Here is a 16,286-nt window from a genome sequence, read left to right as displayed (position 1 = left end):
TGCCCGGGCGTGAGTATAAACCGTATGCCTTCCCCACAAGAATGTGGGGAAGGCCATTTTTCAGCGCTTAGCAATCAAAGTACATAGCATATTCATACGGGTGTGGTCTGACTCGAATGGCATCGATTTCATTGGTCCGTTTATAGGCAATCCAGGCTTCAAGCAGGTCCTCGGAAAACACTCCGCCTTTCAAGAGAAATTCATGGTCATCCTCAAGAGCCTTTAATGCCTGTTCCAGACTGGACGGCAATGAGGGAATATTCCCTAATTCCTCCGGCTCTAAGTCATAGAGATTCTTATCCATGGCTTCGCCCGGATGAATTTTATTTTGAATCCCGTCTAACCCGGCCATGAGCATGGCACTGAAGGCCAAATACACATTGCACGAGGGATCAGGGAACCGGACCTCAATGCGTTTGGCCTTGGGACTTGGCGAATACATGGGTATCCGGATGCCCGCCGATCGGTTCCGACTGGAGTAGGCCAGCAACACCGGCGCTTCAAAGCCCGGGGTGAGCCGTTTATACGAGTTCGTAATCGGGTTGGTGAGCGCGGCTAACGCCGGCGCATGCTTGAGAATGCCGCCGATATAATACAGGCACATCTGCGAGACCCCCGCATATTCCTTCCCGGCAAACAATGGTTTCCCGTCTTTCCAGATACTCTGATGGGTATGCATCCCGGTGCCATTATCCCCGTAGAGCGGCTTGGGCATAAAAGTGACGGTTTTGTTATGCCGACGCGCGACATTTCGCACAATATATTTGTACATCATCATCTGATCGGCCATCTTGACCAGGGTATCGAATCGAAGGTCGATTTCGGCTTGCCCGCCCGTGGCCACTTCATGATGATGTTTCTCCACTTTGATCCCGGCTTTTTCCATTTCCCGGCACATCTCCGACCGGATATCCTGTTGCGAGTCGACAGGGGCCACGGGGAAATATCCCTCCTTATGGCGCGGTCGAGACCCGAGGTTCTCTCCGTCTTTCCCGGAATTCCAGATGCCCTCTTCCGAATCGACGAAGTAATAACTGGAGTGACTGTTTTGATCGAACGACACATGGTCAAAAATAAAAAATTCGGCTTCAGGCCCCCAAAAGGACACATCCCCGATTTTGGTGCTCTTGAGATATTGTTCCGCGCGAAGGGCTACTCCACGGGGATCCCGCTCATAGACGGTTCGGGTAATCGGATCTTGCACGTCCCCCACGATGCTTAACGTCGGGATTTCCGTGAACGGATCCATGCAAGCGGTGTTCGGATCAGGCACGATCAGCATGTCGCTATTTTGGATCATGCGCCAGCCACGGATAGAGGATCCATCAAATCCTGAGCCCTCTTTAAATAAATCCAACGTCAATTCTGAGGTGGGAATCGAAAAATGCTGCCAGGTACCCATGAGATCGACAAACTTGACATCGACCATTTCCACCTTGTTCTTTTTCGCAAAATCCAACACTTCTTTCGCGGTCATTCAATACCTCCTTCGCAAGCACATCTGTTTATAAAAGTAATCCCACGCTCTCACCGCCGCAACCACTACCAGGCACTCATCAGAAGTGGATCAGAGACAATGACCGTTCCACCGAATCATGCTCATCCACATCCCTCCTGCTTTAGGAATAGGCTCGCTCATTATGTTGACTAAGATCCAATCCCATTTCCTCGTCCTGGGCGGAGACTCTCAGTCCGACTGTCACATCCACGATTTTAAGAATGAGATAGGTTCCAATGACAGAAAAGGTCAAGGTTACCAAAGCCAATACGACTTGTATACCGAACTGTCCGGCGTTCCCGAAAAACAAACCCTGGGCTCCGATTGAGGCAAACAACCCTGTAGCCAGGATGCCTATCAATCCGCCCACGCCATGAATACCGACAACATCCAGGGAATCATCATAGCCAAACCGCATTTTCCACACGACCGCAACATAACAGACGGTGCCGGCAACCAACCCAATCAAGAGGGCTGACATCGGCCCGATAAATCCTGCAGCCGGAGTCACCGTGGCCAAACCCGCGACCACCCCACTAGCGACCCCTAACACGGTCGGCTTACCCCTATGGACCCATTCAGCCACCATCCAGCTGAGTCCCCCTGCCGACGCGGCCGTGTGCGTGGCGAGAAACGCGGCCGCAGCCACACCGTTGGCTCCGAGCGCACTCCCCCCGTTAAAGCCGAACCACCCGAACCAGAGAAGTCCTGCTCCCAGAATGGTCATCGGCAAGTCATGCGGGGGCATCGGATCTGCCCCAAACCCCTTGCGTTTCCCAAGCATCACCGCGCAGACCAACGCCCCGAACCCTGAAGAGATGTGAACCACTGCACCGCCGGCAAAATCCAAGGCTCCAAGCTTGGCTAACCACCCTCCACCCCACACCCAATGTGCCAATGGGGTATAAATCAGGAGAGACCATAAGACGGCAAACAACAATAAGGCTTTAAATTTCATTCGCTCGGCTACACTGCCCGTAATGAGTGCGACCGTAATGGCCGCAAACATGAGTTGAAAGAACATAAAGACTTGATGCGGCACCGTTGACGCATAGGTCGGACTCGGATCCAATCCCACACCATTCAGCCCCACCCATTCCAGTCCCCCGATTAACCCTCCAATATCAGGACCGAAGGCTAAACTGTATCCGCACAACACCCAAATCACGCTGATTAAACAAAGAATTACCATGGTATGCATAATGGTTCCGAGCACATTTTTTTTGCGAACCAGCCCGCCGTAAAATAGGGCCAGTCCGGGAAGCGTCATACATAACACCAGCGCAGAAGACATTAAAAGCCAGGCCGTATCCCCCGTATCAATTTTTGACAAACCGTCTTCACCTGCCCAAACAGCAAAGGGCTGACTCAGACTCATCCATAAGACCAATCCGGTCAACCTTCCCATCGTTGAGCTTGGAACGAACAGATTCATTTCCCCTCCTCGAGTAAACACGTGGTGTGATAGGGTGGCAATGGTCAGACCGCTCCTTCGCCTGATTCCCCCGTACGAATACGGATGACACTATGCAGCTCGGACACGAAAATTTTTCCATCCCCAATACTGCCGGTTTTGGCAGCACGCATAATGGCTTCCAGCGCTTCCCCCACCCGCTCATCGGCCAAGGCGATTTCCAGTTTAATCTTTGGGACGAATTCAATCTGATATTCAGTGCCCCGGTAGGTCTCTTTATGTCCTTTTTGACGACCAAATCCCTTGACTTCGGTGACAGTCATGCCTTGAATACCCAACTCGATCAAGGCATCTTTCACTTCATCTAATTTAAAAGGTTTAATAATGGCTTGAATCAGCTTCATAAGAACCATCCTTCCATTGGATTAAGACACGCTGAAAAATCTTTTCATTCGTGGTGGCGACGGACCATCTGACCGTCACTTGCTCTCGAAAACTTCACCTCTTTTTGATATTACCCATAGGCCCGTTCCCGGTGTTGGGTCAGATCACATCCAAGCACCTCTTCTTCCCGATTGACGCGTAACCCGATCGTGCCGTCAACGAGCTTGAGAATAAGAAAGGTGCCGACAAATGAGAACACCCAGGTTGCACCGACTCCAATGAACTGAATAACGACCTGCCCGGGATTCCCGAAAAAGAGCCCGGTGCCTCCACCCATGCTGGCGAATAACCCGGTAGCCACTGCCCCCCAGGTTCCTCCGATTCCATGGATGCCAAGCACATCTAAGGCATCATCATAGCCCAGTTTATGCTTTAAAAATACACCGAGATAACACACCACGCCTCCTCCAAAACCAATCACAATCGCCGCGATGGGGCCCACATAGCCGGCGGCTGGCGTAATAGACACTAGCCCCGCGACTGCGCCGCTAGCCCCGCCCAACACCGTTGATCTTCCTCGATAGAGTCCCTCCACTCCGACCCAGGCCAACGCTCCTGCGGCTGTCGCCACATGAGTGGCCACAAAGGCGCTGGCCGCAACCCCATTAGCCGCCAAGGCGCTTCCCGCGTTAAAACCGAACCACCCGATCCACAGTAAACTGGCCCCGATGACCGTAAACGGGAGGTTATGAGGGCTCATATTCTCGGTACCATATCCGTGGCGTTTTCCTAAGACAAGGGCGCAGGCTAACGCAGCCACGCCAGAACTAATATGGACGACCGTCCCGCCGGCAAAATCCAAATCCCCCAACTCAGCCAACCAGCCTCCCCCCCATACCCAATGAGCCAGGGGGGCATAAACGAACGTGACCCATAACACCGCAAATAAGGCAAAGGCGCTAAATTTCATTCGCTCGGCAATGGCTCCGCTAATGAGCGCGACCGTAATCGCCGCAAACATGAGCTGAAACACCATAAAGGCTAAATGGGGAATCGTCGAACCTTCAAGCGGTTCGGGTCCCACCCCGGCTAATCCCAACCACTTCAGTCCCCCAATGATCCCTCCCACATCGGGAGCAAACGCAAAACTATAGCCCCAAAATACCCACACCACACTGACGAGACAGACCGCTATAAAGCTATGCATCATCGTACTTAATACATTTTTACTACGAACCATCCCACCATAAAACAACGCTAATCCGGGAATGATCATGGCCAACACCAACGCCGAGGATATCAACACCCAAGCCGTGTCGCCGGCATTGAGTTGCGACGCGCCTCCCTCCTCGGCCCACACGTATGAGCCCAAACCGTTCAATACCAGGACAGACATGAATCCCGAACATATGGCTCTACTGGCTTTATGAATAGAGACATTCATCGTCTTTGCTCCTTCTACCTCTTCTTAAAAGAGGAAAATGGCTTCAACTGCCAGTGTTTGTTGGTTATTGGTTGAGTTATTTTTTCCATCTAAAAAGACATTTTGATTGGATTTGTCATAGCGAAATTCCAATCGCGTGATCAGCGAGGGCGCCGGCTTATATTGAAGCGTCACCGTGTTCTCCCACAGCGTTTGGGCTATCGGGGCAGAAACGGTACACACATTTGAATTGCCGCCGGATCCGGCCGTCCCCAAGCAGCTCTGATCGCCGCCGGCATCCTCCCAAATTTCTCCACGAAACCGGAGGCCCCATTGGTCATTGAAATCATAAATGGCATACCCGGCTACCCCATCCCAACGGGCATTTTTGCCCGAGCTGATCGCACTTGCATTTTCCTGATTGGCATAATACCCCTCCACCACAAAGCCTAATTGATCGGTAGCCTGGAAGGTCACATACCCCCCGACCAGAACCCGTTTCCCTGACCCGGATCTCGTATTCGAACTCTCTTTTCCCACAATGCCATACACATTCAATCCAAGTTGTTCCGTGGGGTGATAGGAGACCAACCCTTCCACAGATTTCGCCGTATTATTATCTTCCGTCAACCCGGTATAGGAATTCAGGGCACTCATGGAGAAGGAAAGCTTCTCGTTGACCGCATAGGCCACACGAATGCCGGTGATCGTGAAGGGCTGACCCAATCCAAACAACCAGGATCGGGAATAATTATTATTGTAGGGACTCTCAATGACTTCGTAGCCAACCAGGGAATTCATTCGTCCAATCCGAATATCCAACCCGTTGCCCAGCGGGGCGACATACTGGACATACATTTCCTGGAAATCCACATCATCCCCGGTTCGCCCGCCTGTAAATTGCACATCTTCACCCACATCTAATTTGAGGCGGAAGCCGGCACGCTCGACGGCATTGCTCCCGTTCGTCGCTTCCTTCTCAAAGACCAATTGGGCCATATTGGGCCTGAAGGAATTGGCGTCCCCATCAAAGATGCGCAACTGATTCGCATTGGCCCCGGAATTTTTGGGAAAGTTGAAATTTTGAGTGTAGGACGCCTCCACATACCCATAGAGCTTGAAATCCTCCTTGGTGAGCACCGCCGCCTCACTCACGCTCAATCCGCCAATAATCGCAAGCAGCGCAAGACCGACGCTGACCAGCCCTCCATGTCCTCGACTCTTAGATGAGTGGTGAAAGGTGATTCCAGCCATTAGGTCTCCAATCATGTAGCCCTCCATGTTTTTGAGGTCGCACTCGCCAAAACACGACCAAAATTTTCCACGCCACCTTGCCTCGGTCATGATCAGCCACGCTTCATTGACCAAAATTTTTGGGGTTTCTCCAACTCCAAAGAGAGGTCATGGGCTAAAAAGGCAAAAAAAAATCCCCAACCAAATTTTTGGCTGAGGACTTCATTGTCCGGGTTATTCTATTGTATGGAGGCCGACCATTGGACTTCATTGTCCTTGACGACCTATTTTGAGTTTTTTACCACCCAAGATCCCATGTGTCAAGGGAGAGCCCTAAAATATGTGGCCTAAGGTCTCCGTGAAAAAAAAAGTCGCTCGCCCCCCCTACAATTGACTTCATTCTCAAATTCTTCAGCCCGGATTGTAGATACATGGCAACGCAGTCCCTTCCGGCTTGCCAATGCTCCGGTCCCTTGAAAGAATAGGCATTCTTCTCTGGCTCCGCCTCTCGATTGGCCCGAGTTGAAACAGTCCTTCACCAATTGACTATTTTCTTTCTCTTTAAGGAGGTCATGGATGGAATCTTTTGTTTTTGAAAAACTCACTCCCTTTCTCGCAGCCAAATCGCTCGTCATGATGGAAGGAAGCTTGCGCCTTCTCCTTATCCTCGTGGTTGCCTATGTCGGGATACGTGCGGTTCGGTTCGGCCTGCACAGACTCGAAATCTTTTTACTCACAATAAGGGAAAATAATGATAAGGACCGCCTGGCCCGTGAAAAACGGGTTAAAACTCTCATCGGCTTGCTTCTGACCATCTGTCTTACAATGGTTTGGGTCGTTGCCGTCGTGATGGGCTTGGATCAAATAGGGTTGGATATCACACCCATTATCGCCAGTGCAGGCATCGTGGGACTGGCCGTCGGCTTTGGAGCCCAAAATCTGGTTCGAGATGTCATTAACGGATTTTTTATTATTTTAGAAAACCAGGTTCGGATCGGGGATGTGGCCGTGGTCAATGGAACCGGTGGCTTAGTCGAAGCCATCAGCTTTAGAACCATTACCCTACGCGACCAGGCGGGAACGGTCCACATTTTCCCGAATGGCACCGTCACGACCCTTTCCAATATGACGAAAGATTGGTCAGCCTATGTCATGAATATCGGCGTGGCTTATAAAGAGGACACTGACCGCGTGACAGAAATCATGCGCGAGATCGGAAAAGACCTACAACAAGATGAGCAATTGGGCAGGAAAATCCTGGAACCCATTGAAATAATGGGCGTAGATGCTTTTGGGGAATCGGAAGTCGTCATCAAAGCTCGAATCAAAACCATTCCCATCGAGCAATGGGGAGTCGGGCGAGAATACCGGCGACGTCTGAAAAAAGCCTTTGACCAGAATGGCATTGAAATTCCTTTTCCCCATCGAACGCTTTATATGGGAGAGACCAGCCCGCCATTTATCGTCAAAAACACATTGCCTCAGACAGAAACACCAACGCCCTAATCAGAGCAAGAGGAGGTCTCGACTAGGTACCATCCGGCCGAGAGAATGGAGTGTTCTCAGCGGGAAAGGCTTTCCAATACCCTCGCGCAAGCAAGCCCCATCCCACCAGAAAACACAGGCCTCCCAAAGGCGTGATCATCCCCAATCCGCGCACACCGGAAATGGACATGACATACAGGCTTCCTGAAAACAACACGATGCCCAGGGAAAAGGCCCAACCTGCCCATCTGAACTGGCGAAGGGGAACATTCGCCAGACTCAATCCGGCACCAAGAATGGCCAAGGCATGGATCAAATGATACCGGACACCAGTTTCAAAGGCCGCCAACATCTGTTCCGAAAGAAATGGCTTGAGTCCATGCGCGCCAAAAGCGCCAATTGCGACACCAAGGAAAGCCATCAGCGCCCCACTCATCAGTATTTGCCGTGCCATATCATTTATCCTTTTGTGATGGAAAAAAATATCATTCATGGAGAAACTATGGAGAACTGGTTGTCGGATATATCCGCCCCCAGTGAATTTTTTGCCAGACTCGCTCATGGACCCAATATAAAAATATTTTCGTGACCAATTCCGTCAGGCCAACGGAAGCGGCAAGAAGGAGTTCACCCGAAAAAATAAACACCAGGAGAGTGGTATCCAAGGTACCCACTGCCCGCCAACTTATGCCTTTCACCACACTACGCCAATGAGTTTCCATAGGTTCCTCTTATCGTTGACCTTGCCGCATGACGACAGCAAAAAAAGACTGGCTAAAATTGACTATCCGACGACTTCTTTTTCTTCTGTGTTGCACCTGACACTGGTGGTGTTTTCAGATTGAGTAGTGCCCCTCCCTTCTGGGGAAATACAAAATCTTCCAAAGTGTAATGATCAAGGACCGACGCGATTGCGTTCCGAACATCCAGCATTATGCGCTGAATTGGACATGTCTTCGTTGCCGCATGGGGACAATCCCGGCATTTCTGATAGGCCGTCTGACTCACACAGGCAATTGGTGCTAGCGGACCATCCAGAAGGCGAATAATCTGCCCCAATGTCACTTCCCGTGGCGACTTAATTAAAAACACCCCGCCATGGGCACCACGACGACTCCCGATGAGCCCGGCGTTTTTCAACGACAACAAAATCATTTCCAGAAAACCCAATGGAATATTCTGCCGCTCAGCCAGGGATTTCCGTTGCACGAGTCCATGCCCGAACTCTTGAGTCAGCTCGGTCATGGCCCGCAAGGCATACTCGCTTTTTTTAGAAAATCGCATAATACTACATAAAGTTAACTAATATTATGCAGATTAAAGCATAATGCCCTTTTCATTTTCTATCCCGAACCTGAATTTCCAAACGCAGGTTATCAAAAAAGCCGTCCACCATTGGCAGTTTGTTGACGAAAGAACTGCCAACACACACAATCACCGTTGAAGAAAAGTTAAAGAATGCCCTCAGGCAAATGAGCATCCTCCTGGCGCATTTTTACCAAAAGAAAATTTGCGACAAGGAGGTTTTAGCTTTCAGAAGACCAGTGCCCGAAAATTGATGGGAATCCCGTCGCGATTGGAAAGACACAACAGGACGTCAGGTGAGAAATGGATCTATCTGGTTTCGAATAGAAATGAGGAAATTTTTAAAACCTGGTGGAAGTGAGAAGAGAATTCTCGAACCGGAACCCGCGAATTGAGTTGCCGGGGGGCAAGACGCAAATAAAAATGGTGGAGGGCACGGGAGTTGAACCCGCGACCCCTACGTTGCGAACGTAGTGCTCTCCCAACTGAGCTAGCCCCCCACACTTGAGATTCCTGCTATATGCAGCGTTGGAAAAAAGAAAGTCTTATGAATTGAAAAATATCGAAGGATTATAACTGACTATTAGTCGTGTTGCCATCGCTGATCTATTTTTTTTGTGTGTCTCCCGATCCACTCATCCTCTCTTTAATCGATTCGTCATTGGAAAGAATGTGAACCTGACGCCCCTCCAGATGTAATCGTTGTTGTGCCATCAATTGAAGAGCTTGAGGATAACATTCATGCTCTTTCTCCAATATACGAGCGGATAAGGATTCAACCGTATCCCCTTCAAGAATGGGCACGGGGGCTTGCACAATAATCGGCCCTTCGTCGACCCCTTCCGTCACCAAATGCACCGTGCAACCGCTCACTTTTGTTCCCCACTCCAAGGCTTGGCGCTGCGCATCGAGTCCTGGAAACGCCGGCAGGAGCGAGGGATGAATATTAAAAATCTTCGATGGGTACATCCGAATTAAGGCGGGGGTCACAATCCGCATATATCCCGCCAGGGCCACATATTCCACTCCATGTTGCCGAAGAAGGGCACCCATGGCCAGATCATAGGCTTCGCGAGGGTTGGTCTCCTGGGCAAAAGGCTTTGGATCTAGATAGATCGTAGGAACGCCTCGCTCTTTCGCCCGCTCCATCCCCGCAGCATTGAGCTTGTTGCTGGCTACGACCTTGAGAGTCGCATCCAATGCGCCCCGATCAATGGCATCTAGAATTGCGACAAGGTTTGATCCCCGGCCGGAGATTAAGACTCCAAGTGCAAGCGACACAGATTCAACCTTCTAATGCGAATAATAAAGTTTTGGCTCAGAAGACGGCCGCTCTCGAACCTCTCCAATGACCCAGCCTGTCATCCCTTGTTCCTGAACTATGTCCAATATCCGACTGGTTTCTTCATGGGGGCTCACCACGACCAGACCAATGCCCATATTAAACACGCGAAACATTTCGTCTTGATCAATGGCACCTGCCTCTTGAAGAACTGTGAACAACGAGAGTGGCGCCCACGTGCTTCGATCGATGACCGCTTGGCAGGACTCCGGAATGACGCGTGGCACATTCCCGGTTATTCCCCCGCCGGTGATATGCGCCAGACCATGTAATCGGCTCTTCGACAATAAGGCTTTGACCAGTTTCACGTAAATAAGAGTCGGCTTGAGTAACGCCTCTCCGACCGTGCCACGCAGACCGGGTACCCGTGTCTCAGGAGACCACTCCTTCAGCTCAAGCACCACTCTACGCGCCAAAGAATAGCCATTACTATGAAGGCCACTCGACCCGACTCCAATCAACACATCCCCGTGTTTAATTTTTTCCGGGCCCAACATCTCGGACCGTTCCACCACCCCTACCGCAAAACCGGCCAGATCGTATTCACCCTTCGGGTAACATGACGGCATTTCTGCGGTTTCTCCACCGATTAAGGCACAACCGGCTTGGCGGCATCCCTCGGCAATTCCCTGAATAATCGCTTCTCCGACTTCCACTTCTAAATGACCCGTCGCGAGATAATCCAGGAAAAAGAGCGGCTCCGCTCCGCTCACAATGATGTCGTTGACGCACATCGCGACCAAATCAATTCCGATCGAATCATGTCGATTCATCGAGGTGGCCATCTTGACCTTGGTCCCGACGCCATCCGTCCCTGACACCAGAATCGGCTCACGATAGCGGTCGGAAGGAAATCGAAAGAGGCCCCCGAACCCTCCGATATCTCCCAAGACTTCAGGACGGAAGGTGGACCGAACCATAGGACCAATTCGTTTGACAAATTCATCGCCTCGTTGAATATCTACTCCCGCTTCTCGATAGGTGGCCATGGCGTATCCTTAATCTCCGTCGACCGGTTCAGGTGCTGAAAGCGTCAATTCAACTAATGTTTCGAGATGTGCCGTCTGGGGAAACATATCAAAGGGTTGCATGCGCTGAATGGTATAGCCCTTTTCACATAACGATTTAATATCCCGGGCCAATGACGGGGCGTCGCAAGAAAGATAGAACAGTCTGGGGACTTGCAAGACTCCCAAGCGATCCACAACTTTTGGATTGAGCCCCGCACGCGGAGGATCCAGGAGGATAACATCGTAGGCGCCGGATTTGACAGTCATGAGATAGGATTCGACCGAACTGATTCGCACACGACACCCTGTAATCTCATTAATACGCAGGGACTCACGGGCATCGTGGATGGCAAACGGATCCCCCTCCACACAGGTCACGTGAGCACCCTGGCTCGCGAGGCTGAGACCTAAAGGGCCGGTTCCAGCATACAACTCCAAAATTCGTTGCCCTTTCAGATAACCCAGCCACTCCCCTACCATCTTCCCCAACAATTGAAAGACGTTCCAGTTGGCCTGCATAAATGATCGATACCCCATTTTCAGGCGCAATCCTCGGAAGGCTTCCCAGACATGATCCGCTCCTCGCACAATGGGCTGATGCCGCAAACGGTGCCTCGAATCATGTTCTGGTGCATCCGCGCGTTCATAAATCCAGCCCTTGATGTTGGGAATCTCAGAACAGACATTCATCAGACGCTCGACATGTTCTTTGGTCACGGCTCGACCGCGGAATACCAACAGCCCCACCTCTTCCAGTTGGGACCATCGGATTTCCACACTCTCCAAATTCATCCCATCAATAACCAAGGAGCGAAGGCTAGACCGGACAGCATCAATAACCGATCGCATTTTATCGTCCACCAAAAAACATGTGTCAACCGGTAGCAGTTGCTGAGTCCCTGATTCAAAAAATCCCAGGAATAATCCGTCCGGTCCATCCCCGATTCCCATGCGCAGGACCTGCCGATAGCCATAGGGCCTCGGAGACGGGATCACTGGGAAAATCGGTACATCGAAAATTTTTCCAATCCGACGAAGGGTATCTTCCAGAATCAATCGTTTTTGAGACAGTTGTTCTTCGTATTGCACATGCTGGAGCTGGCATCCCCCACATCGCCCGACGACCGGACAGGGTGGAACTACCCGGCTCTCAGCCGGATCCTGGACCTGGAGTATCTTCCCCTGGCTCACGCCTTTGCGCCGACTGAGTATCTCCACCTCTACGGATTCACCGGGAATGCCACCGGCACACAACACCACCTGGCCATTCAGTCGTCCGAGACTGAATCCGCCTGCCACCAGTTTTTCAATCTGGAAAGGATGGGAAGATCCGGGAGACAACGTTTCAGTAGAAGAGGGAGAAGGAGTCCTGCGAGGCTTAATGTTCGGGCCGGAGTTCAACATGAAGTAACTTAATCTTTCTGTGTAAATGACTACGCTCGATTTTCAATTCATCAGCGGTTTTGGAGACATTCCAATTATTCTCCCTGAGTTTTAGAGAAATGACTTCACGCTCAAAGGCATTACGGGCTTCCCGGAGTGAGTCATAGTTGGTCCCCACGGCCAAAGAGGGCACTCCGCTAGGCGCCCGGCCCTGGAGAAACATCTCAACATCCGCAGCATCAATGATTGTCTTCGGTACCATGATGAGTAAACGCTCAATCAAATTCCGGAGTTCCCGAATATTTCCAGGCCAATCATGCCGTTGCAACGCCTCCATGCCCTGCGGACTGAACTCTTTCGGTTTTATACCCTGCTCTTCCGAATGAAGTCGCAAAAAATGCTGCGCGAGTTCAGGGATATCATCACGACGCTCCTTCAGGGTCGGAACCACAATCGGCAGAACATTTAACCGGTAATAGAGATCTTCACGGAAGGTCCCTTTTCCAATTTCTTCCGACAAATCTTTATTGGATGCAGCAATGACCCGGACCTGGACATTGATAAGTTTTGTTCCGCCAACCCGTGTAAATTGTTGCTCTTGAAGGGCACGCAACACTTTGGCTTGCGTGGCCAGACTCATGTCCCCGATTTCATCTAAAAACAGAGTTCCCCCGTCAGCCAGCTCAAACTTGCCACGTTTCATTGAGCTGGCGCCACTGAAAGCCCCTTTTTCATGACCGAATAATTCACTCTCGATCAACGTTTCCGGAATCGCGGCACAATTGATTTCCACAAAGGAACGATTATGCCGTGGGCTCTGCAAATGAATGGCGCGGGCGACAAGTTCCTTCCCTGTCCCATTGGCCCCGGCAATCAACACACGACTATTGGCTGGAGCCGCCATCGCAATCAGTTCGCGAAGCCGCTCCATAGCAGGGGAAGAACCCACCAATTCAAATCGCCGTTCCACCTGAATCCTGAGATTCAGGTTTTCCTCTTCCAGCTTGCGTTGGTGCAAGGCATTTCGCACCAAAATCGTGACTTTTTCTAAATCTAAGGGTTTCTCTAAATAATCATAAGCGCCCAGTTTTGTGGATTTAACAGCGGTTTCAATGGATCCATGCCCGGACATCATCACAACTAAGATGTTGGGAAACTGGGTACGCAATCGCTTCAACGTCTCCAGCCCATCCATCTCCGGCATCCAGATATCCAAAATGACCAAGTCCGGGACCTCACTTCGGACAATCTTGAGCGCCTCCAGGCCGCTCTTCGCCACCAGGACTTGATAGCCTTCATCCTCAAGAATGCTGCTTAAGGTATTGAGAATGGCTGGTTCGTCATCAATCAGGCAAATGGTCTCGGCCACAATACGACCTCCATCGGGTGTGTAATGAGTGGTCCTTCACGTGTGTCTTGCAAAACGACCCTTCCGGAGAAAAGACAGTCCAGCCACTGACGTTCTCCTCCCCTACAACGGCAACTCGAATGTAAATAACGCACCTTTTGGATGATGATTCTCGGCATGAATGGTCCCATTGTGATCGGAGATTATACGATGCACAATGGCTAATCCCAACCCTGTACCCGTTCGCTTTTTTGAAAAATACGGCACGAACAACATTTTATGATCATCCGGCTGAATACCAATCCCTTCATCTGCCACTCTGACTACGGCCCGATGCCGGCGCCAATCGCACTCGGTCGTCACCCAAAGACGGCCGTGATCATTCATGGCCTGAATCGCATTATCAAATAAATTGACCAGCACCCGGTGCATCTGCTCCGGGTCGCAATTCAGGGATGGAAGGCCTTCATCCAGTTCGACAAGAAATTCAATATCCCGATGAGCCCCTGTATAGAGGGAGATCACTTTCTCAATAATGTCATGGAGCGAACTCTTCCGCATCTGAGGAAGGGGCATTCTGGCATATTTTGAAAACTCATCGACCATCCCCTTTAAGCGTGTAACTTCGCTAATGATGACCCCGGTAGCTTGATCGAAAATTTCATCAAACCCTGTAGATTTTTCTGCGTATTTTTTTCGCAATCGTTGTGCAGACAATTGAATCGGGGTTAACGGATTCTTAATTTCGTGGGCAATGCGTTGCGCCACTTCCTGCCAGGCCGCTGTTTTCTGCGCTTTAATGAATTCCGTCCGATCTTCAAAGACAAACACAAAGCCCAGGTCCAAGCCCGCCTCGTTTTGCATTCTGGAAATATTAAGGCCTACGGTCAAGAGGCGGCCGTTGGGTGTTTCCATCTGGCCATCCATGGACACACTTTCCGTCTGTTCCTGGAGCATCTGGTCATAGGCTTTCTGAAACAATTGCAGGTTGAAGGACTTGAACGCGTCATGGACCGGTCGTCCGCGCAAATCGTCTCCCTTCACTCCCATAATCCGCTCTGCAGAGGGGTTAACGGTAGAGATCAGACCGGCCATATCGATCGATAGCACTCCGGCAGCAATGGTTTCCACCACCGCTTCGGTGTAGGCCCGCCGTTGGTCGATCTCCACATTGGATCGTACGAGTGACATATTCACTTCTTCCAAACTGGTTTTACTGGTACGCAAATCAGCCGTCATGCGATTAAACGATTGGACCAACGTCCCGATTTCATCCGTCGCCTTGACGTCGATTTTCACATCCAAATTACCCTTGGCAACCGCCTCGGTCCCTTCAGCCAATCGTTGAATGGGGACGGTAATCCCTCGGGCAACATAAAACCCAAACCAGGTGGCGCCAAATAAAATCAGGACAGTCACCACAGCCACAAATAAGTAGGCTCCCCCCTTGATCGGATTTTTCATGGATAGAATCTGGCGATATTCCTCAAATTGTTTGGCAATCCCATCCATTTTCATCACCAAAGCTTCCGGCACATAGGACGACACCACCACGACGCCAAACACCCGATCCGCTTGACCATTCCCTCGAATCGGCGCTGCCGCCCGAATCAGTTTCCCCACCGGAGCTTCCTGGGCTGATGACATTGGCTGACCCGTATCTAATACATGGAGCACCAATTGCCCCACAGGGAGGCTCAACACCGCATCAGACAATTTTGGATCCATCATGCGGGCCAGGGTTTCCATTTTTGGCGAAAAGACCTCCACCCCCGCTAGATGATATTCCTGTTGCATGCGGGCCATGATGGCTCGCAATAATTCCCGATGTTCCGGTTTTAAAATATCTTCCCGGAAAATTTCTTTACTGATGGCGCGCGCCGTATCCGCGGTTAATGACTCACGCTCCTCCTGATAGAGATGCGCGACTTCTTCCGAATCCCGTAAGACATGCATGATCTGATCATTAAACCACACGTCGATGACTTCACTGATGACCCCACTCGCCACCAAGGCCAGTAGCACGGTGGGGATCAGGGCAAAGCCGATAAAGGCCGCGACCAACTTTGACCGGAACCCCTTCCCCAGCAGCTTATGCCGCTTCTCGAAAAAAGCTCGAATTAAGTTTCGAGACAAGAGGAGGGTGAGCGCCACCAACCCCACGCTATCCAGATACACCAGAAATAGCACCAGGGCATAGCTGGGACTCGGAAGAATCGAATCCGGTTGCAGAGGGCCTGATAAGCCATACCGCGCGTAATAGAGAGTGAGGGCCAGACAGGGTAGGAGTAAGACCAGCACAATCCAGACCGGTCTATAATGATGCCGTTTCTGTTTTGATGAAGAACTGTGAGAGGGGATACCCGACTCGATGGACGCAGACGGTGGCCCCGTTCGAGGAAATTTCCGGGATTCAGTGAGCGGTTCTGAAAGAAGGTTCACGGCATGTCAGTCGGAGAAT

The 16,286-nt window shown here is 50.9% G+C and carries 14 protein-coding genes and 1 tRNA gene; 1 reads left to right on the top strand and 14 read right to left on the bottom strand.

Translation table 11 applies throughout. From position 1 onward, the window contains the following. Nucleotides 1–67: 67 nt before the first annotated feature. The 5 genes from glnA to ACWHYD_RS09085 form a co-directional block, all read right to left on the bottom strand. Nucleotides 68–1,477, bottom strand: coding sequence for a type I glutamate--ammonia ligase (gene glnA / locus ACWHYD_RS09105; protein WP_447965579.1), 1,410 nt, complete (start codon nucleotides 1,475–1,477; stop codon nucleotides 68–70). A gap of 142 nt (nucleotides 1,478–1,619) precedes the next feature. Then, nucleotides 1,620–2,933 carry an ammonium transporter gene (locus ACWHYD_RS09100; protein ID WP_447965578.1) on the bottom strand — a complete coding sequence of 438 codons (1,314 nt, stop codon included), beginning with the start codon at nucleotides 2,931–2,933 and terminating at the stop codon, nucleotides 1,620–1,622. A 44-nt stretch (nucleotides 2,934–2,977) separates the two neighbouring features. Continuing rightward, nucleotides 2,978–3,316, bottom strand: coding sequence for a P-II family nitrogen regulator (locus tag ACWHYD_RS09095; RefSeq protein WP_312641712.1), 339 nt, complete (start codon nucleotides 3,314–3,316; stop codon nucleotides 2,978–2,980). 110 nt (nucleotides 3,317–3,426) lie between these two features. Further along, a complete protein-coding gene (locus ACWHYD_RS09090; RefSeq protein WP_447965577.1) occupies nucleotides 3,427–4,740 on the bottom strand; it encodes an ammonium transporter in 1,314 nt (437 codons plus the stop codon). Between the two features lie 24 nt (nucleotides 4,741–4,764). Next, on the bottom strand, nucleotides 4,765–5,988 hold the full coding sequence (locus tag ACWHYD_RS09085) for a porin (RefSeq protein ID WP_447965576.1): 1,224 nt from the start codon (nucleotides 5,986–5,988) through the stop codon (nucleotides 4,765–4,767). Nucleotides 5,989–6,528: 540 nt separating this feature from the next. Here ACWHYD_RS09085 and ACWHYD_RS09080 point away from each other — a divergent pair. Continuing rightward, a complete protein-coding gene (locus ACWHYD_RS09080) occupies nucleotides 6,529–7,458 on the top strand; it encodes a mechanosensitive ion channel family protein (RefSeq protein WP_447965575.1) in 930 nt (309 codons plus the stop codon). Between the two features lie 22 nt (nucleotides 7,459–7,480). On the opposite strand, the gene ACWHYD_RS09075 is transcribed toward ACWHYD_RS09080, so the two are convergent. The 9 genes from ACWHYD_RS09075 to ACWHYD_RS09035 all read right to left on the bottom strand — a co-directional run bounded on the left by ACWHYD_RS09075 (nucleotide 7,481) and on the right by ACWHYD_RS09035 (nucleotide 16,267). Next, nucleotides 7,481–7,891, bottom strand: a complete 411-nt coding sequence (locus ACWHYD_RS09075) for a DUF423 domain-containing protein (protein ID WP_447965574.1) — start codon at nucleotides 7,889–7,891, stop codon at nucleotides 7,481–7,483. Nucleotides 7,892–7,937: 46 nt separating this feature from the next. Continuing rightward, nucleotides 7,938–8,159 (bottom strand): DUF2061 domain-containing protein, encoded by a 222-nt coding sequence (locus ACWHYD_RS09070; protein ID WP_342348133.1) that lies wholly within the window; start codon nucleotides 8,157–8,159, stop codon nucleotides 7,938–7,940. A 52-nt stretch (nucleotides 8,160–8,211) separates the two neighbouring features. Then, nucleotides 8,212–8,721 carry an RrF2 family transcriptional regulator gene (locus ACWHYD_RS09065; RefSeq protein WP_447965573.1) on the bottom strand — a complete coding sequence of 170 codons (510 nt, stop codon included), beginning with the start codon at nucleotides 8,719–8,721 and terminating at the stop codon, nucleotides 8,212–8,214. 445 nt (nucleotides 8,722–9,166) lie between these two features. Then, a tRNA-Ala gene (locus tag ACWHYD_RS09060) sits at nucleotides 9,167–9,242 on the bottom strand. A 106-nt stretch (nucleotides 9,243–9,348) separates the two neighbouring features. After that, the gene (gene purN / locus ACWHYD_RS09055; protein ID WP_447965572.1) at nucleotides 9,349–10,023 is read right to left on the bottom strand and encodes a phosphoribosylglycinamide formyltransferase; all 675 of its coding nucleotides are present in this window, start codon (nucleotides 10,021–10,023) and stop codon (nucleotides 9,349–9,351) included. Between the two features lie 12 nt (nucleotides 10,024–10,035). Continuing rightward, entirely contained in the window at nucleotides 10,036–11,073 is a 1,038-nt protein-coding gene (gene purM, locus ACWHYD_RS09050) for a phosphoribosylformylglycinamidine cyclo-ligase (RefSeq protein WP_447965571.1), read from the bottom strand. A 9-nt stretch (nucleotides 11,074–11,082) separates the two neighbouring features. After that, on the bottom strand, nucleotides 11,083–12,498 hold the full coding sequence (rlmD, locus tag ACWHYD_RS09045; protein ID WP_447965570.1) for a 23S rRNA (uracil(1939)-C(5))-methyltransferase RlmD: 1,416 nt from the start codon (nucleotides 12,496–12,498) through the stop codon (nucleotides 11,083–11,085). After that, the gene (locus tag ACWHYD_RS09040) at nucleotides 12,473–13,846 is read right to left on the bottom strand and encodes a sigma-54-dependent transcriptional regulator (protein ID WP_447965569.1); all 1,374 of its coding nucleotides are present in this window, start codon (nucleotides 13,844–13,846) and stop codon (nucleotides 12,473–12,475) included. The genes rlmD and ACWHYD_RS09040 overlap by 26 nt, the downstream gene beginning before the upstream one ends. Nucleotides 13,847–13,948: 102 nt before the next feature. Continuing rightward, entirely contained in the window at nucleotides 13,949–16,267 is a 2,319-nt protein-coding gene (locus ACWHYD_RS09035) for a sensor histidine kinase (protein ID WP_447965568.1), read from the bottom strand. Nucleotides 16,268–16,286 lie beyond the last annotated feature (19 nt).

The organism is Nitrospira sp. Ecomares 2.1, from assembly GCF_965152585.1.
This window is presented reverse-complemented; position numbering and strand designations above follow the sequence as displayed.